The 16,524-nt window shown below is 35.5% G+C and carries 22 protein-coding genes; 11 read left to right on the top strand and 11 right to left on the bottom strand.

Annotated elements, in window-relative coordinates; genetic code table 11:
* Nucleotides 1–34 precede the first annotated feature (34 nt).
* Genes SCALIN_RS00205 through SCALIN_RS00195 form a run of 3 tightly spaced genes read right to left on the bottom strand, consistent with a single transcriptional unit; the run spans nucleotide 35 to nucleotide 2,228 of the window.
* A complete protein-coding gene (locus SCALIN_RS00205; RefSeq protein ID WP_096892252.1) occupies nucleotides 35–856 on the bottom strand; it encodes a hypothetical protein in 822 nt (273 codons plus the stop codon).
* The gene (locus tag SCALIN_RS00200; protein ID WP_096892251.1) at nucleotides 853–1,458 is read right to left on the bottom strand and encodes a hypothetical protein; all 606 of its coding nucleotides are present in this window, start codon (nucleotides 1,456–1,458) and stop codon (nucleotides 853–855) included. Before SCALIN_RS00200 ends, SCALIN_RS00205 begins: the two co-directional genes overlap by 4 nt.
* Nucleotides 1,455–2,228: a hypothetical protein gene (locus tag SCALIN_RS00195; protein WP_096892250.1), complete on the bottom strand. Its 774-nt coding sequence runs from the start codon at nucleotides 2,226–2,228 to the stop codon at nucleotides 1,455–1,457. The genes SCALIN_RS00200 and SCALIN_RS00195 overlap by 4 nt, the downstream gene beginning before the upstream one ends.
* Before the next feature lie 418 nt (nucleotides 2,229–2,646).
* Between SCALIN_RS00195 and SCALIN_RS00190 the strand changes: the two genes are divergently transcribed.
* The 11 genes from SCALIN_RS00190 to SCALIN_RS00150 all read left to right on the top strand — a co-directional run bounded on the left by SCALIN_RS00190 (nucleotide 2,647) and on the right by SCALIN_RS00150 (nucleotide 10,150).
* Complete coding sequence (locus SCALIN_RS00190) at nucleotides 2,647–3,015, top strand: hypothetical protein (RefSeq protein ID WP_096892249.1); 369 nt, start codon at nucleotides 2,647–2,649, stop codon at nucleotides 3,013–3,015.
* A gap of 831 nt (nucleotides 3,016–3,846) precedes the next feature.
* A complete protein-coding gene (locus SCALIN_RS00185) occupies nucleotides 3,847–4,869 on the top strand; it encodes a protein rep (RefSeq protein WP_133111547.1) in 1,023 nt (340 codons plus the stop codon).
* Nucleotides 4,870–4,906: 37 nt separating this feature from the next.
* Nucleotides 4,907–5,167: a hypothetical protein gene (locus tag SCALIN_RS00180; RefSeq protein WP_096892247.1), complete on the top strand. Its 261-nt coding sequence runs from the start codon at nucleotides 4,907–4,909 to the stop codon at nucleotides 5,165–5,167.
* A gap of 112 nt (nucleotides 5,168–5,279) precedes the next feature.
* Nucleotides 5,280–5,444 carry a hypothetical protein gene (locus tag SCALIN_RS21865; protein ID WP_162532080.1) on the top strand — a complete coding sequence of 55 codons (165 nt, stop codon included), beginning with the start codon at nucleotides 5,280–5,282 and terminating at the stop codon, nucleotides 5,442–5,444.
* Between the two features lie 2 nt (nucleotides 5,445–5,446).
* Nucleotides 5,447–5,752 carry a hypothetical protein gene (locus SCALIN_RS00175; protein WP_096892246.1) on the top strand — a complete coding sequence of 102 codons (306 nt, stop codon included), beginning with the start codon at nucleotides 5,447–5,449 and terminating at the stop codon, nucleotides 5,750–5,752.
* Between the two features lie 29 nt (nucleotides 5,753–5,781).
* A complete protein-coding gene (locus tag SCALIN_RS23270) occupies nucleotides 5,782–5,904 on the top strand; it encodes a hypothetical protein (RefSeq protein ID WP_261340979.1) in 123 nt (40 codons plus the stop codon).
* 198 nt (nucleotides 5,905–6,102) lie between these two features.
* Entirely contained in the window at nucleotides 6,103–7,290 is a 1,188-nt protein-coding gene (locus SCALIN_RS00170) for a hypothetical protein (protein WP_096892245.1), read from the top strand.
* Nucleotides 7,291–7,313: 23 nt separating this feature from the next.
* On the top strand, nucleotides 7,314–7,649 hold the full coding sequence (locus tag SCALIN_RS00165) for a hypothetical protein (protein WP_096892244.1): 336 nt from the start codon (nucleotides 7,314–7,316) through the stop codon (nucleotides 7,647–7,649).
* Between the two features lie 203 nt (nucleotides 7,650–7,852).
* On the top strand, nucleotides 7,853–8,203 hold the full coding sequence (locus SCALIN_RS00160; protein WP_096892243.1) for a hypothetical protein: 351 nt from the start codon (nucleotides 7,853–7,855) through the stop codon (nucleotides 8,201–8,203).
* Nucleotides 8,185–9,240 carry a type II secretion system protein GspD gene (locus SCALIN_RS00155; protein ID WP_096892242.1) on the top strand — a complete coding sequence of 352 codons (1,056 nt, stop codon included), beginning with the start codon at nucleotides 8,185–8,187 and terminating at the stop codon, nucleotides 9,238–9,240. The genes SCALIN_RS00160 and SCALIN_RS00155 overlap by 19 nt, the downstream gene beginning before the upstream one ends.
* A 1-nt stretch (nucleotide 9,241) precedes the next feature.
* The gene (locus SCALIN_RS00150) at nucleotides 9,242–10,150 is read left to right on the top strand and encodes a zonular occludens toxin domain-containing protein (protein WP_096892241.1); all 909 of its coding nucleotides are present in this window, start codon (nucleotides 9,242–9,244) and stop codon (nucleotides 10,148–10,150) included.
* Nucleotides 10,151–10,190: 40 nt separating this feature from the next.
* On the opposite strand, the gene SCALIN_RS00145 is transcribed toward SCALIN_RS00150, so the two are convergent.
* The 8 genes from SCALIN_RS00145 to SCALIN_RS00105 all read right to left on the bottom strand — a co-directional run bounded on the left by SCALIN_RS00145 (nucleotide 10,191) and on the right by SCALIN_RS00105 (nucleotide 16,172).
* Complete coding sequence (locus tag SCALIN_RS00145; protein ID WP_096892240.1) at nucleotides 10,191–10,574, bottom strand: cation efflux transmembrane domain-containing protein; 384 nt, start codon at nucleotides 10,572–10,574, stop codon at nucleotides 10,191–10,193.
* Nucleotides 10,575–10,602: 28 nt separating this feature from the next.
* A complete protein-coding gene (locus SCALIN_RS00140) occupies nucleotides 10,603–11,250 on the bottom strand; it encodes a class I SAM-dependent methyltransferase (RefSeq protein ID WP_096892239.1) in 648 nt (215 codons plus the stop codon).
* A 116-nt stretch (nucleotides 11,251–11,366) separates the two neighbouring features.
* The gene (locus SCALIN_RS00135; RefSeq protein ID WP_096892238.1) at nucleotides 11,367–11,759 is read right to left on the bottom strand and encodes a YHS domain-containing protein; all 393 of its coding nucleotides are present in this window, start codon (nucleotides 11,757–11,759) and stop codon (nucleotides 11,367–11,369) included.
* 1,053 nt (nucleotides 11,760–12,812) lie between these two features.
* Complete coding sequence (locus SCALIN_RS00125) at nucleotides 12,813–13,157, bottom strand: YHS domain-containing protein (protein ID WP_096892236.1); 345 nt, start codon at nucleotides 13,155–13,157, stop codon at nucleotides 12,813–12,815.
* Nucleotides 13,154–13,522: a response regulator gene (locus SCALIN_RS00120; protein WP_096892235.1), complete on the bottom strand. Its 369-nt coding sequence runs from the start codon at nucleotides 13,520–13,522 to the stop codon at nucleotides 13,154–13,156. The genes SCALIN_RS00125 and SCALIN_RS00120 overlap by 4 nt, the downstream gene beginning before the upstream one ends.
* 316 nt (nucleotides 13,523–13,838) lie before the next feature.
* Nucleotides 13,839–14,561, bottom strand: coding sequence for a class I SAM-dependent methyltransferase (locus tag SCALIN_RS00115; protein WP_096892234.1), 723 nt, complete (start codon nucleotides 14,559–14,561; stop codon nucleotides 13,839–13,841).
* Nucleotides 14,562–14,992: 431 nt separating this feature from the next.
* Nucleotides 14,993–15,382, bottom strand: a complete 390-nt coding sequence (locus SCALIN_RS00110) for a YHS domain-containing protein (RefSeq protein ID WP_096892233.1) — start codon at nucleotides 15,380–15,382, stop codon at nucleotides 14,993–14,995.
* Between the two features lie 424 nt (nucleotides 15,383–15,806).
* On the bottom strand, nucleotides 15,807–16,172 hold the full coding sequence (locus SCALIN_RS00105) for a hypothetical protein (RefSeq protein ID WP_133111545.1): 366 nt from the start codon (nucleotides 16,170–16,172) through the stop codon (nucleotides 15,807–15,809).
* Nucleotides 16,173–16,524: the final 352 nt, after the last annotated feature.

Raw genomic sequence — 16,524 nt, 5'->3', positions numbered from 1 at the left:
TGGGATACGAACAATTGGTGAAATTAAAAAAAACTTAATTTAACAAATTTGTTTGTAAATTAATTGGTGTACAAATAACTTTTGATTGGTCAACATCTTTTGTAAATAATTCTTTAAAATGTATAGCCTCTACCGCTATTAGAGCATCTCCCAGCCTTTTACATTGGTCGGAATTACACATATTATCTGGATTTTTCAATCCTTCCTCTATCGTTAATACTATTTTATTTAACTCGCCGGGTTTCTTTTTCTCCGAATCATCTAAACTCTTTATATAATCTAGTATTGCCTTGAAAGCATCTTGCTTCTCTTCAAAGAATTTATTCAATTTACAATGGATCTTTTCTGATTTACACTTTTGTATTCTAGCATCAAAATATCTACCCTTTTTCTTAGGAGGCACTTTTGATCGAACGCAGCCTGTATCCTCACTAACGTGTTTTACATCACTTTCAAACCAGTCCCAGATATCTTCTATTATTATTTCTAAATAAATAACCATTTGCTCTGCAATCTCTTTATCAAAATTATCTTCACTGGAAAACGAATTTGTATTTGCAAAAAATTGACCCATCGCATCTAATAAATTGCTAATTTTTCTACGGTGATCTGGATGTGCATTTAACTTTTTCGTCCTTAAAAAAGCTCCTGAAAAGGTCTTTTCATTAACCAAAATTTTATGCAGGTAAACTAAATCTTGAATATATGATTGCTTAAATTCTAATTGCACAAAAGATGATGTGCAAATAAAGTCACACTTATCTAAAATATCATTAATTTTATTTATCTCATTTTCGTCAGAACTCTTCCGAGAAACTTGTATTGATGTATCCAAGAACAACGGTTTAGCACTCATTTTTCTTCCTCGTCTTGAATTATTATCTTTACATTTGGCCTTTTGATTAAAGATCGATATATATTTAAACACGCTTCATTCATTATTCTTGTACAATCTTTTATATCAAGGTCTATAATATTTGGCCTTTTCAATGTTCGTAAGACTTCCGCTAATGCCTCTAGTTGTTTAATATCAGAAGTGTCTATGTTGTTATCCTTTGTGACTGCAAGTATTAGCACTAACAGTTTTGCAAATCCTTTTTCTCTAATGCTTCGCATCTCCCATAAATCGTTTAATAACAAGTTTAGTGAACCTAATAGATTTTCTCTAACGACAACGTTGTTATTGTCTTCTAACAATTCATCGGCTAAGTTCATAGTGTCCTCTATTATTTCATCTATCTTGTCCTTTGTTATTTTTGTTTCGACGCCAGAAAATGTTTCTGATAATTCATCTAGTTTAGTTGTAATAACATAATCAGATATCTTTCCTTCACTTTCAGTTGATTTTATCATTTCCTCGTCAATAAAGTCAGAAGGATTTGAGCCATTGTCATTTTCTTTAAAATTATCTAAATAATCGGAACCAGTAGGTAATTCAATTTCTGGATTATTACTCATACTCTATCCTCCAATACCTTTATTACATTTGTCTCAGTAGTTTCAATAGACTCATTGATAAAATTATTCAGGTATTCAGCTTGGGGGTTATTTATGTAATTATCTATATCCAAAAGAATTGCTATATCTGGGTCTTCTTTTTTTTTCTTTATTTTCTTTAATTGCTTCATTAATGCCTCCTTTTGCCCTCTTGGAAGTTCATGAGGCCGAGTTGACATGGGTTCACTTTGCTCTATTTTTATGTCCATCCCTTTTTTTAAAGCTAATGCTAAGGAAACCCTAATGCCCTTTTCTTCTTCCTCAAGAACTATTACAGCACTCTTATCTTTAACCTTTTTACCAAAAATGTTCTCAACTTCTTTATTTTCACGAAAGATATGGCTTTTATGTAATATATTCCGCCCTTTTTCCATAGAATCTACTGGATATAAGAACCAAAACCTTAACCCAAATCTCGAATATTCTTTTAAACCTAAATTCTTTTTTGTAATATCAAAAAATTTATACGAATAATCTATAAAATTCTTATAATTACTTATGTTAGTATAATGTTGAGATAAGTCTAATTTTGAAGAATTGAAATTAAAAAACATATTTTCTAATTCATTCACCATTGATCCACCCGTCGGAACAGCTTCACCGGCAATCCATCCTTTAATCTTATTCTCTACATCAATCATTGTTTCGCCACATCTGTCTAGAAATCTATAGCCTTGTTTATATCTTGCCTCAAATACAATTTTTTGTAATATTAAGTCTGTAAATTTCATAATATATCTCAAATATTTGTTTTGTCCGCCTACTATGTTTTGAATAATACAATATATTACTGATAATCAAAACAAAATATTTTGATATGAAAAAAACATAAAATTTACTTAGTTGTTTCAGGTGTCCAAAAAGTGTCCATAATAGTCAAAAATAACCAATTTATTCAACAATTACCAATTGTATTCAATAATATTTAAACCCTGTTATATCAATGAGATACTTGAATTTAATAGACTTAGCGAAAGGCCGCAATGGTAGAAGACCGAATAAAGAGTATGAACACATAAGTCCAAAATCGGCAATACAACGAACAAATTGATATTTTGGGCTATATGTAGTAAAATGACGGATAAATGACATGGAGAATACATTACGGTATTTCAGAAAAACAATAAACTAGCGGCAGAATAGCGAAAAATGGCAAGATTTGTACACGGAAATACTTTCAGTACAGGCCGGAAGAAAGGCTCACGGAATAAGCTGACAAATGATGTGAGAGCAGCGTTTCATAAGGCTTACGCAAACATGGGAGGCTTTGACGAGAACGGCAAGCTCATTGAGACGGGTGATGAAGCCTTTCTCGCTTGGGCAAGGCAGAACCAGACAGAGTTTTACAGGCTCTTTGCCAAGATGCTTCCAAAGACGGCTGAATTTCCTGACGACCTACTACACGAAGACTTTATCGAACAATTAGTATTCGAGGAAGAAGAAGTCCGTCTCATTGAGGCCAACACCAAAGTCATTAATACTCCGTCACCCACCGACTATACTGGTCACTCCCTTTAGTATGCATTTCCACACTGTATTCCATTGGAATCAGTCTATGCCTCATTAAGCAAACAGTTTCTAACCACGTCCAATAAACGACTTTACATTCTATATGGATACTAATACCATTCTAGTGCCCACCCAGTGCCGTGGTTTTTAGGGTATTTAAAATCGTAAGTCCTTTTTTTACAAAGGAAAATATGGTGGAGGATAGGGGATTCGAACCCCTGACCTTTTGAATGCCATTCGTAATAAGGACATTTCTAACAAATTTCATAACTGCCTGATTTAGTGTATCTTATGTCGCTATCACACTATCTCACAATAGCTTATGATTTCAATTTTATTCTGGTGTTTCCTGTAGTGTCCGGCTGATTACGGCCTGTTCTACTACATTTCTACTACAATCCTACTACAGTGGAAATATGTAAAAATTTAATAATATATAGTCAGTAAAGATTTTTAGGTTAAGAGAAATAGGAGATTATAGTACTTAACAAATGTTTTTGTTAAACGTACTTTAAATTGTTTTAAATTTTATTATTACAAAAAAAAAGGAAGACATAAGCGGCAACTTATGTCCTCCGGTTCATTATTCCCATTCACCAATGAAAAAGAATAACAACAATAGCTTAGTTAAAATTAATAATATATCAACTAAAAAAACCAGTGTTGAGTACGCCCACAAAGCGCACGCAAACACTGGTTTTTTTTTGGTTTCAGATTGGTGAACCCCTATGACTTGATACTAAGAAGCAATTGGCACCAGATTTTTTAAGTCGTTGAAATAACAGAATTTACAATTTGGCTATTTTTGGCCGTTTTTATGACCCTTTTGGAGGTGAAATTATGTGTAAATGTACCGTGAAGAATGAGAAGAAATCTAGCTTTGTTACCGTTAAAAATAGCTGGAGGTTAAGAGCTTTATTTCGCATTGAAAAGCTTATTCGTGAAGTTGACCAGGACTCCAGAGCTAAAAGGATGGGTATATGTGGAAATACTATTTTCGTGAAAGTTAAGAAAACAGACCCAACCAATATTTTGTATGAACCGCAATTGCGTTGTAAAGACAGAGTTTGTCCTGTGTGTAATGCATATCGTGCTTCGATTCTTTCTCGCAAGGTCGAAGAGCTGGGTAAGGATATGGTAAATCCTCATCTTTTAACCGTTACTGCAAATGATCAGAATAGGTTTAGTTTGAAAACGGCTTTCCAATGTTACAAGGCATCAATGAGACTTCTAAAGCGTGAAAAGACATGGTGGAAAAAGTATATCCGGGGAGGAGTTGAACACGTAGAGGTCACGTACAACGAGGGAACTGGCTGGCATGTTCATTCACATATGCTCGTTGATCTGGCTATAGATCGTAAAGTTGAAAATATGTGTCTTACAGACAATGGTTATTTTCTAGACCCACTAAAAAAAGACCTTGAGCATGTTCTCATGAAAGTTGGACTTGGCACAATTTCAGATATCAGACCTGTAACTGAAGGGTATGGAAAAGAGATATCAAAGTACTCTATGAAATTTGGTCTTGATATTGAAGATGACAGGCTTAAAGAGATTATTGTTGATATGAAGGGAAAGAGAATGGTTTCAAAGTTTGGAAACTGTTTTGGACGCAAGAAGGAGGACGATACGAGCAGCGAAGATATGGAAGAACTTACACCTGAAGAGGAAGATCAGTACGAGACGTTAGGAACTATAGAGGAAGTCGTTCATCTGAGTTTTCAAAAGTCTGGTGTTAACAGCAAATTGGTCAAGTATGCTCTTGAAGCCGTAAGGATTGGATTAATTGAAATAGTATCTAATGAAATGGTAATTCGTAAGTCTCAAGAGGCTTTTTTAAATGTGGATTTGGTAACTACCTGATCCGGTTATTTTTTTAGTTTTATGAAAGGTGGTGTATATGGAATTTTCAGGAACGATATTTAATGGAATGGTTGTAAGTGCTGTCAGTGCAGGAGAAAAAGGAGTTGGATTAAAGGTTATGTGTAGGGAGTTACAAGACACGTATCGGGTTTACATCCCTGCTGACAGGGTAAGAGGTGAACAGCTTTTGAAAATCTGTGATTCCGTCTATATTCATTACAACAAGTTATTTCCTTCGGGTAATGAAATACGTATGGATGCACAAAATATCGTGCTGAACAGCGGTAAACAAAAGTAGTCCATTCTTAGGAGGGAGGTACGCTCTACTGCACATGGAGAGATTTCCCTAGCCTCCCTCTTAAACTTAGCTTGAACTTAAAATTGGAATTGGAATTGGAAAGGTTGGAATAATGTTTTTTATTGGTGCTTTTGGTGATTGGGGTGGAGTGTGGGACATTCTTCCGGTTAATGTAACTGGAAATGTGATGTTTGATTATTTTTTTACTTTGGTACTGTCATTCGGTGTTTTGTCCATGATGGTTGGATGGTTGTTTAACATAATGACAAGGAGTTGATCTTGGCTATTACAAATTACGATTGCGGTGATATGGCTGATGTGGTTATCAGTTCAAATAACTATAACGGCCTGATAGAAGTTACATCTAATGGTATTAATGGAATAATAAGAATGTCATCGGGAATGGAACCAGTTAATTTTCTCTGTTCTGGTCAGATGTCAATTCGTGCTCCTTTAAATTCAATACATGTTTTTCTCTCTTCCGTATCCTTGCAGGGTGTGTGGTCAGAGAATTTTCTTATGGGCCTGGCTGGTGTGGTCTGTGGCTCTCTTCTGGCTTATGTGTGTGTTAAATACGCAGTTTAACCTTTATAACATGAAAGGAGGTGATAACCGTGGATTTTAGTACTTTAGCCATTGATACTACTCAGGTACTTGTTCTGGCAGGTGTAATTGTAACTGCTATTGCAGGTATATGGGCAGTAAAAAAGGTTATCAAACTGGCAAACCGCTCTTAGTGGTTACTTGCCGGATGTAGGTTGGCTTTCTAGAGGCTGGCCTGCATTTTTATTGACATGAAATGAGGTTTTAAATGGATTATTCAATAGTCAGCATCGACACAACAAAGATTTTTATATTTGCTTCCACTATCGTGGGACTATTAGCGGTTATCTGGGTTGTTAAAAAAGTTATTCACACTATTACATATTCTTAAAATGAAAATCAAAAAAATTCTATTAATTATCGGTTTAACACTGTCTTTGACTTTTGCATCTTTACATTATCATCAAAAAAAAGCAGAAGCAATTGCGCCATGGGTTGCCTATGTTGCCATTAATGCCGCCATCAGCTTGGCAGTTGGCGCGGTTATGTATTATTTCGATAGTGCGGGTAATGGACAAATGCAGACCATAACGGCTGTTGATACAAATACGGGTCAGGTAGATTTTGATGTTAAAGGTAATGGTTCTTTTGTTTATCCGATTTGGACAAGTACCGTTAATGGGAAAAAAATATATCCTGTTGATGTTGCGACTTTTAATGCGTTAGATGCTGCATGGACTTGGAATGGTCAAACATTTGGCATGACCCAAGAGTGGGCAGACATACAGTTAAGTCAACCCGGTGTAGAATTTGGTTATTATGCGTCAACCGCCGCTTACCATTTTGCAAAATATACTGGCGGTGATCTTATTATTGATGGTGTCCAACAAAGCACGTTTCAATCTGTTCCTGTTCCCGGTGGTTTGGGTAATTCATTTTCGGGCACAATAGATGATTTCCCGGTTGAATTTTACGAATTCCTTGAAGATGTCCCTCCTGCGCCTGATTGTTTTGATGGTATACAGAATCAGGATGAAACCGGTATTGATTGCGGTGGAGTTTGTGAATTAAACTTTGGTCTTGTGTGCCCTCCTGCTGAAACCTGCTTTGATGGGATAATGAACCAGGACGAAACCGGTATTGATTATGGTGGTGTATGTGGTACGGGAACTCCGGTTTCACAACCTCCGGGAAATTTTACTGATGCTAATCAAGACGGTATAGACGATATATCAGGTCTTGATAATACTGGCTCTATTCCTGTTGGTTCTGTCTCTGGTTCTATTGGTACTGCGGATAGTTCTACCTATGATGCAAGCCTTCCGGGTGATGTCTCAGAAGTTGGAGAAACGGACTGGACTGGCTTAATTACCGGATATCTTGCCTCTAATCCTCTGGTACTTCTGGCCACGGGTAGTCAGATCAACGTTACTGGTGCTACGTGTTCACTTCCCATGACACTGTTTGGGAAATCCATGACTATTGATTTCTGTTCACTTGATTGGATGGTTGATCTGTTTGGAAGCTTTGTATTGGGATTAATGGCCATAAGGGCTGTTTTTATAGCAATGGGAATATAATTTAATTCAAGGGAGTTTAACAAATGCCTGCATTATTGAGTTGGTTACTATCGGCCTTTGGCAGTTGGGTAGGATATAGCGTTGTCCGGTTTACTGCTATGAAGTTATTCATCTGGACAATAGTTATAACGGTTCTACCTGTTCTTTTTAGCCGTCTTATCTATATGTTGATTGAAGGTGTCATGAGCACGTTAAACACTATAGACGGTACTTATGGAGTCAACAGCTATCTAATCAATTTTACAGGCATTACGGCTTGGTTTGCGGTACACCTGAAAATCGTTGAAGGGTTCTCGTTAATCATGTCTGCGGTTGCCTTTCGTATGGCAATCAGGATGATTCCATTTGTTCGGTTATAGACAACTACTGAAATCGTACAACCCTGATCTTTTAGTAAAAAACGGAAAAGGAAATCACAAACCCCCTTTTCATTTACGTTTTTTATCAATGCTTTTAAACTAAACGTTTCTGGAAGTATATAAAAGCATGACAAAAACGCCTTATCTTTGGCGTGATTTTTTTTACTTACAGAAATTTCAATATTAAAAAGAAAGTCCTATAAATGCTTAGAAAAATCTGTGTCTTAGTATTTGTAATATGTTTTTTTACTCCGGGATGCGCTCTTTTAGATAAGACACATGAAAAAAAACTTTTTACAAATACGGCTAAAACTAAAAATGTCGAAAACTGGCAATGGAAGGTCAATGAGGGCAAGGCAAAGGAATTTGAAAAAGGTGCAATTGATGTTGATATGCAATTTGACCAAGTTGAACTTAAAGACGTTGTTCGCCTCTTGATGGGTATTATCAAAGAGAATTACATCATAGTAGATGAGCTTATCGGTTCTGTAGACATCGAAATTAAAGGAAAATTCAAAAGAGTGAAATTCTCAAAATGGTTCGTACTGTTCTAAATAGTAAAAACTATCGACTTATAAAAAACGGTGCATTACACGGGATTCATAACAATGAATTCTTGAATGATCTTAATATAGAAATCTCGCCAGATGATTCAAAAAATGTGTATCTCTATCGCCTGCAATATGAAAGCTCTGAAAATCTTAAATCCTTACTGAATGATGTCTTCCCGGAAATTACAATTACTGAAAACAGAAGTATCAATGTATTAATCATTAAGGCCAGTATAGAAGATTATCAAAAAGTTAAAGATGTAATTAAAACATTTGATAAACGTCCAAAGCAAGTACTGGTCGAATTTACTATTATGGAAGTTACCTTAAATGATGCTCTTCAATATGGTGTCGAGTACTTCTTTAACACGAACAATAATAGAGGCGGTCAAGTGTCATTATTAACAGAGGGAATAACGTCTTTAACATCTGGTCTTGCCGGTAAAGGTCTCAAGGCTTTTACTTTTCATAGAGATGTAAACTCTTTCATTACCATTCTAAATTCTGAAAGCAAGGTAGAGATACTTTCTAAACCTCATGTATTAGTCCAGGACGGACAAAGCTCAGTAATTAAAATTGGCAGGTCTGAACCTATAAGAAAAGGGACTTCTGTCTCTGCTAATGGTCTACGAGCTGAAAATATTGAATATCGTGATGTTGGAGTTTTACTAAACGTCAAGGTTGATGTCGAAGAAAACAACGTTGTTAAATTATATCTAAATCAAGAAATCAGTGACATTATTCAAACTGTTCAAAATCCTTTGATTGACTCACCATCGTTTACTAAAAACTCACTTGAAATGACTACATTGATTAATGACGGACAGAAAATTTATGTCGGTGGTTTAATGGAGAACTCGATAAATAAGAAAGTCAGAAAAATACCGCTTCTTGGTGATATCCCCTATCTTGGAAAAATATTCAGGTCTGAGGATATCAATAAAACTAAAACAGAGTTGATATTGCTCTTATCTGTAGAAATTCTCTTTAATGAAAAGGACTTTGAAGACCAGAAGCTTAAATTTGTGAGGAAAATATAAAATGGCTATAAGATTAATTCAAGGCAAAATAGGTTCCGGTAAAACGTACTATGCGGTCAACCATGTTTTAAAATCTTATTACACATGGTCTGATGAATTAGACTCTTGGGTTCCTAAAGAAAAAAATGTTGATGTGAGAGTCTATACAAATATCAAGAATATGAAACTTGGTGAAGACCTGGACAAATTTATTACTGATACTGGTGGACTATCATCTTTTTTCGACAATAAATACCAAGAAACTTTCTGCATGAACTCTAACGTTATTTATATTATTGATGAAGCGCAGAGTGGCAATTATTTTCATCGTAAGTATTATGATGTAAATGTGTTTCTTTTCTTCCAGATGCATCGTCATTTGGGTTGTGATATATATTTAATCACTCAAGACGTCCGTTGTCTGGCAAGAGAGCTTCAACAGCTTGCAGAGTACGTAATAAAAGCAGTAAGACGTTCTAATTCTATTGGTAAGAGTTTTACCTATAAGTTTTATTCTGGTGATGAATGCTTTAAGACAAAAAGAATAAAACAAGATCAAAAGGTCTTTGGAATGTACCGTTCAATGATAATAGGTGAAGGCGAAAAGATTAAAAGTATTCCCTTTAAACATATTCTAATCTTTGTTGGTTTGGTTGTATGTGCCGGATTGATTTTTCGATTTGGTTTTATGAAAATCTTTCACAATATGAATAAGCACAATATTCGGACTCCTGTGTCTGTTATTGATGATGTTCAGAAACCCCAACTAGAACAGAAAAAATTAGAGACGGACAATAACCACATGTATAGAATCATTGGTATTATTGATGGTCATTATGTTGTTCAGACCCCTAAAGGATTACAAAAAGTAAAGATCAATAAGTCTAGTAGAAAAAATGTACGTGATGAAATTAAAATCGAAAAATTATAGTTTTTAAAGAAGAGCTATGACATTATGTTATTTATTCACTCTAGTATGCCACTTTAGCTTCACTTATTATTTGAACACCGCCTCTAATAACAATCGCAGAAATGATAAGTCCAATAATTAAATCAGGTATAGCAGAACTAAAATAAGCGACTAATATGCCCGCAGTAATTACGCTTAAATTTGCAATGACATCATTTTTGGTAAAGATCCAGGTTGCCCGCATGTGGACTTCTCCATCCTTGTGTTTGGCTAAGAGCACGAGACATATTACATTTGCAATTAGGGCAACTAAACTGACAGAAATCATAAATGACGAATCCGGTTTGCTTTCCAAGATTGTACGTCTAATAATATCCAGCAGTACACCTACACCTAATGTCATTTGTAAACAACCGCATAACACGCTGGATGCGGAATTGTCCATCTGAGTTAATGAGATTGCTAGACCATCTTTAACGCACAGTCCCAGATGAAATATAAATCATTCCTCCATACCTAGTTTCAAATTTAGTATCTTTAAAATAATGTTCTACGGATTTCCAAGGACGAACATTGAAATACTCAGGCGTATATCCATATGAATCTCCGAGTTTAAGGACGATGCCGGACAACCATGACGATAAGTCTTCTGGTTGTTTACCGTCAAGAATTGATATGTGACCACCGTGTAAGAGGGACTGGGAAACCGTTTTGATTATACGGTCATATTCGGGTATGTAGCCTAAGAGGCCTGCTGCAAGCACACCGTTTGCCCTTTCTGGGAAATCATAGGTGGCTATATCAGACTGTATCAATTCGACGTTTTTCCAGCCAGATCGTTTAACTCTCTTCCGTGCAATGTCAAGCATTTCAGGCGTTAAATCAACACCTATCAGTTGACCTTCCTGCCCTATTTGATCCATAAGAAAAGGGAAGTTCAAGCCTGTTCCACAGCCAAGCTCTATGACACAATTGCCACGTTGAAGTGACAATTTATCTATTGCAAGGGAGCGGTAAGCTTTTATTCGCAAGCCAGCCAAGCTTAACATATTTATAGTTGAATCGTAATACTTCGCTCCTGCTTGATACAGAGCTAGGACTTCTTCTCTTGATATCGCCATACTCCCACCTCCTCAAGTCTGACATTGTGTTTTAATTTAACGAGTAACCGTCTTTTAAAAAACATGTATAACAACCACACAGGTAATAGATGCTGGGGGTTGTATTCAATATTTATTCAATGGCTGTGTCCTCCGCTCTCATCCTCAGCCTCTTCCTCATGTTCATGTCCTCCAGAGTGAGATTCCGTATAAACGGATATTTCTGAGCAATCACATAACTCGCCAGTACCTTTACAGTGAAAACAGCCACACCCATCGGATTTTTTTGGACATATACATGCATATTTTTCCGAGTTCTTCTTAAAGATCTTTTTACACTTTCTAGAGCAAAAGTAATATTTATAGCCATCTTTCTTATATGTTTTAGCCTTGTCCTTAGCAATTTGCATAGTACAGACACGGTCTGTTACCATTCTGACGGAACTTGCAAGCGCCAGGTTGTTTGTATAAGTAACTGATAAACCAAGTAAAAAGGCAAAAACAAGTCCGAGGATTAAAGCTTTTCTCATTATTGATCTCCAAATGCAGAATTAATAAAATTATAAATATACTATTTTACATTACAATAATAACAACTTAGATGCCAAAAGAGATCGATTTGCAAAATAATTACTTAACATACGATAATGCAGGAACCTAGATTGAATTATTCATTATTGTTTCGAGAATGAAGCAGAGAGGCACTTACTTAATTGATGGATTTCACACAGGCAAATGCGCGATATGCAACTATTGTAAATTGTAAAAAGTCTAGACCGGAATTGCATGAAAAAATATCTTTTTGTAGAGCTTTCCTTAGTCTCAGAAATGAACCCTTGATAGAGAAATTCAGAATCCGTTAATATTAACTTTCCCGTAAAATAACAATCCTCTCCATCACATTGTTTATAAATGAAAAGCGGATTTAGCTTTTCAACAGAAAAAGTACATTTTTCAGTATCGAGAACCTTTAACAGTTCGCAAATATCCTTGAGATATTAAACGTGGACCAATTGGATTTTCATTTGAAAATGAAAAATGTATTAGCATTGCAGATTTTCTTCCTTATGATGAAAAATTCTGCATTAAATAATTATATTCCGGCAGGGGAGCGCATCCCAGGAGATATATTTTGCTTTCAATATCATTTTATTAAATGCATAACAAAATCTATAATAGCTGCTCCGTTTTTTCTGAAATTACCATTATTTTTCCTACTGATTTTAGTAATACTCCTCCAATCCCATGAAGGGAAAGGAGGAGTGCAAACGCACTTAACCGGATTTTCCTCAAAAGAGTCTTAGTGGGAATGGCCGGAATGGGAGTCCTGATTTTGCCCGCCCATTCCCCCACCTGTATCGGCACATCCTACAGCGACCATAGCCACGAACAGAGCAATAAGCACTGTTGATACAATCGATTTGATTTTCATTTACCCCTCCTTATAGTTAATTCAAATTTTGTTAATAAAATAACCTTTAAAAATATGTTAAACTACAAACATCACCTCCTTAAATTTATTGCTTTACTAATCCATACATTATCCACTTGCTGCTAAAAGGTATCTACAGTGATATATCACCTCAACCATCGCTATACTGATGTTCTGTTTCAGATGTGTAGGAAGCGGGATCATTTTTAAAGGTCTTTTTACAGTATTCTGAACAGAAGTTGTAATCCTTCCCTTTGTGCACTGCTGAGGGTGATTTTTTTAAGCCGTTGACCTCCATACCACATACAGGATCTTTTATAACATCGGCTCTTTCACTCTTCACGTCTGCCATTTTTTGATCTGAATGCATACCTGATTTCTTGCCACTATTCCCTCCTCCACAGCATCCACTTGCCCATAGATTACTATTGAGATAAATACTACTTAAACAAACCAAAAAAGTAAGTATTAATATTTTACGCGTAATGCAATTCATTTCGAATCTCCTTTCTTTGTAAGTAGTTCTATAACTGTATTTTTTAATTCAGACAAATCTGAAGATTTGACGAGATAAGCATCTGCAGTCCATGACATAAAATTATCCTTATAATTGCTATAGGCAGTGTTAATAATGATCGGGATATTTTTGTTTCTACTTAATATCCTGCCCATTGTTTCAATACCATACATTTTTGATAAATTAATATCCAATATGATGATGTCTATTGAAAGTCTCAGAACTTTTTCTAAAGCCTCTTTACCATCATCTGCAATTTCGACTTCATAACCTTCATGCCTGAATTCCTGGTCATAAAGCAAGCGTTGATTCTTATTGTTCTCAACAAGAAGAATAGTAGTCATATTCCTAACTCTTTTTTGTTAACTCAATGGCAAGTAAAACAGCTTCCTGCCAAAAGAAAAGATGGATAAACAGAAATCAAACCTCTCGTTTTGTTTTTTGCACAAGCGGCTTAAATGATTGAAATCCATTAATAAGTAACCACAACTGAGTTATCACTATCTCCATAACTGTTTCTTACCTATTTGTCAGCTTTCCACTTATTTTCTCATCTTGCTTCATCTATGAGGTAATGAAACTAATATTCCCTTCCTTTCTCAAGATCTAGCTTTATAGTATAATCTCCATTTTTTAAACAACACCTTTGCTTCAATATATTCATAGTTTCTTGTAAAGCTTATAAGTTGAACTTTCTGAAGATAATTGGGGAAAAATTTTTTTTACTTCTTCAAACCCTGTTTCTATGAATATATTGTTTACCGTTTTCAAATTCCAATATCTTATTAAAAACTCTTCGCTAAAATGAAATTCGCTTCCATACAATACTCCACAACCTTCCAGATGATATGTGTAAATATTTTCTTCATGTTGTGTCAGCCATTCACGATGAGAAAAATCATCTAAACTAACGTTTATGATTTCTTTAATCTTAAAGAACCACAACCCAAGAAGGTCAAAAAACAAATACCCATTGGGTTTCAGTTGATTATACATAGCGACAATGTTACGTTTTAATTCACCCTCACTTATTGAATAATTAAGAACTGCATATAAGGCTAAAGCCAAATCAACTTCCTCATTATTAAATTCATTAATTGAGCAATTATGCACAGGAATATCTAAGCAATATTCTTTGCACTTCTTTTTTATTTCACTTGCCATTCCCGAGCTTTTTTCAACAGCTATTACTTTAAAGCCTTGCTTTTTTAGTGGTATCGTTATTCTTCCCGTTCCTGCACCATAATCAATAACCTTTCCCTCAGGTAACAACTCATTAATTACATTTAATGTTTCATTTGTTACATTGTCATAGAAATCCCCAAGAGCATTTTGGTAAACAAAATCATAATATTTTGACCAATTATCATGAGGTTGATTCATTTCTTATTTCCTTTTTACACAAAAAAATTAACCGTGTACTTTATCTTTTGTAAAACCTGTTTAAATAATTGAAATCCGTTAATAAGTAACAACAACGGAGTTATCACTATCTCCATAATGGCTTCTTACATATCTGTCAGCATTCCACTCGTTTTCCCATCTTGCTTCATCAATAAGGTAACGAAACTGGTATTCCCTTCCTGCCTCAAGATCAAGTTTTATAGTATAATCTCCTCAATGCATCCAACACTTTATTAATCCCCCTAGTCCTCTCTGTACTAAAGTGGAGGATGGGGAATTATATTCGGTCTTTACATCTATGCTTGTGCCCTCAACACTCTCCATACTGATATTTAAAAATGGTTTTTTATATCCCCACCCCTCAACCACCTTCTTGTAAAGAATGATTGAGAGGAATTGTATTCATTATTTCACGAATGGCCGTGTCCTCCCCCCTCATGGCCATGGTCATGGTCGTGCCCTTGTCCCCCTGTATGGGATTCTGCATGGGCCTCAGCGCACATACATGGTCCACCCTTTCCTGCACAGTGACCGCAGTCACATCCTTCATGAAGTCGTTGACATATGCATGCGTATTTCTCAGGGTTCTTTGCAAAGGTGCTTTTACAATGGTCAGAACAAAAGTAGTAGGTATACCCTTCGCTCTTTAGTGTCTTTGCCGAATCCTTATCAATCTGCATGGTGCATACACGGTCTATCACCTTCCCGTCCTCTCCTGCGTGTGCCAGGTGCTTTGTATAAGTAATTGATAAACCAAGTAAAAAGATAAAAACAAGTCCGAGGAATAAAGCTTTTCTCATTTATCTGCCTCCAAAATTAAAATTTATAAAAATCTATTTGCTAATAAAAGCCACACTTACAACATATATTGCATATAAACCGCCGCTTCCTTATAAACAATAAACACAAAAAACCAATATAAGCTGATACTATTCACTAAACCGACTTATTCACAAAAAATTTATATAACGCTCCTCCTTTCACAATGCGGTTCTTCCCACAGTGAACGACAAGAACAAGTATCCTCATAAATATCCAAGCAATTGGAAATACTATTGCAGTCAGTACCACTAATATTTTTGCTTACCATTTATCAGGTTTTGGTATAAAAATTCATTATGCAAAAGCGTAACGGAAGGGTTACGCCTGCCTGAAGAAATTATTTGTGAAACTCTTTCCTGCAATCAGGGTACTCAATTTTCCAATTTACAGAGACTAATAATTTCACCTTGATTTGTGTTGCAAGAACCTTTTTACAATCTGGGCCTTTGTCACTACTTTTGAAGTCCCCTGGCACATCGGGCATGCCAGGAATTCTTTTTTGCACTCATCACAATGGTAAACTCTTAACTCTGATAACTCTTTTTTGCATTCCGGACAAACCATTACCGATGCAGCTATCGCTTTTCCTTCCGTATGACCTGCAGATGCGTTTTTACAAGTGGGACATGTGGGCAAAATCAAAGCTTCAGAAGGTCCTGTCCCCTCTGGCTGCTTTTCACCAGCATAAGCAAAATTACCCACAAGCATCGTTAAGCTGACAAATGCGACAGTAAGAACAAATATTCCTATAAATCTGTTATTCAACATTTTTTTCAACTCCATCCCTTTAATAAAAATATAAAGAACCAAAATAAATTCTATATTGATTACAAAACAGGCTTTATTTGTAGAAAATTCATATCATGGATTTCGAGCAGTGAGAAGTAGGAAAAGAAACTTTGGATTAGATGATTTGCAATAAGTAAATACATATATATGAGCTAGACAACCGTTACTCCAACTACCCTTACTTCTTTGTGCTCAATTCAATAACATAAGTCTCCTTCTGTATATTGTGATTAAAAATATCTATAATTCTCATGCTTACAGAAGGAGACTGTTTCTTTAAATATTACTGAATGGCTTTTGCCACTCTCACCCATATAATGGGAAGTTTAAT

The organism is Candidatus Scalindua japonica, assembly GCF_002443295.1.
In the GTDB taxonomy this organism is placed as follows: Bacteria; Planctomycetota; Brocadiia; order Brocadiales; family Scalinduaceae; genus Scalindua; species Scalindua japonica.
Note: the sequence above shows the minus strand (reverse complement) of the source record. Positions and strands in the feature narration are given on the sequence as shown.

Bases quoted from the DNA above. Each gene is read 5' to 3' on its own strand.
- SCALIN_RS00145 (WP_096892240.1), bottom strand. From the start codon at position 10,574: ATGGACAATTCCGCATCCAGCGTGTTATGCGGTTGTTTACAAATGACA.
- SCALIN_RS00135 (WP_096892238.1), bottom strand. From the start codon at position 11,759: ATGAGAAAAGCTTTAATCCTCGGACTTGTTTTTGCCTTTTTACTTGGT.
- SCALIN_RS00180 (WP_096892247.1), top strand. From the start codon at position 4,907: ATGGAATTTTCAGGAACGATATTTAATGGAATGGTTGTAAGTGCTGTC.
- SCALIN_RS00140 (WP_096892239.1), bottom strand. From the start codon at position 11,250: ATGGCGATATCAAGAGAAGAAGTCCTAGCTCTGTATCAAGCAGGAGCG.
- SCALIN_RS00150 (WP_096892241.1), top strand. From the start codon at position 9,242: ATGGCTATAAGATTAATTCAAGGCAAAATAGGTTCCGGTAAAACGTAC.
- SCALIN_RS00115 (WP_096892234.1), bottom strand. From the start codon at position 14,561: ATGAATCAACCTCATGATAATTGGTCAAAATATTATGATTTTGTTTAC.
- SCALIN_RS00120 (WP_096892235.1), bottom strand. From the start codon at position 13,522: ATGACTACTATTCTTCTTGTTGAGAACAATAAGAATCAACGCTTGCTT.
- SCALIN_RS00195 (WP_096892250.1), bottom strand. From the start codon at position 2,228: ATGAAATTTACAGACTTAATATTACAAAAAATTGTATTTGAGGCAAGA.
- SCALIN_RS00105 (WP_133111545.1), bottom strand. From the start codon at position 16,172: ATGTTGAATAACAGATTTATAGGAATATTTGTTCTTACTGTCGCATTT.
- SCALIN_RS00170 (WP_096892245.1), top strand. From the start codon at position 6,103: ATGAAAATCAAAAAAATTCTATTAATTATCGGTTTAACACTGTCTTTG.
- SCALIN_RS00165 (WP_096892244.1), top strand. From the start codon at position 7,314: ATGCCTGCATTATTGAGTTGGTTACTATCGGCCTTTGGCAGTTGGGTA.
- SCALIN_RS00200 (WP_096892251.1), bottom strand. From the start codon at position 1,458: ATGAGTAATAATCCAGAAATTGAATTACCTACTGGTTCCGATTATTTA.
- SCALIN_RS00160 (WP_096892243.1), top strand. From the start codon at position 7,853: ATGCTTAGAAAAATCTGTGTCTTAGTATTTGTAATATGTTTTTTTACT.
- SCALIN_RS00110 (WP_096892233.1), bottom strand. From the start codon at position 15,382: ATGAGAAAAGCTTTATTCCTCGGACTTGTTTTTATCTTTTTACTTGGT.
- SCALIN_RS00190 (WP_096892249.1), top strand. From the start codon at position 2,647: ATGGCAAGATTTGTACACGGAAATACTTTCAGTACAGGCCGGAAGAAA.
- SCALIN_RS00205 (WP_096892252.1), bottom strand. From the start codon at position 856: ATGAGTGCTAAACCGTTGTTCTTGGATACATCAATACAAGTTTCTCGG.
- SCALIN_RS00125 (WP_096892236.1), bottom strand. From the start codon at position 13,157: ATGAATTGCATTACGCGTAAAATATTAATACTTACTTTTTTGGTTTGT.
- SCALIN_RS21865 (WP_162532080.1), top strand. From the start codon at position 5,280: ATGTTTTTTATTGGTGCTTTTGGTGATTGGGGTGGAGTGTGGGACATT.
- SCALIN_RS00155 (WP_096892242.1), top strand. From the start codon at position 8,185: ATGGTTCGTACTGTTCTAAATAGTAAAAACTATCGACTTATAAAAAAC.
- SCALIN_RS00185 (WP_133111547.1), top strand. From the start codon at position 3,847: ATGTGTAAATGTACCGTGAAGAATGAGAAGAAATCTAGCTTTGTTACC.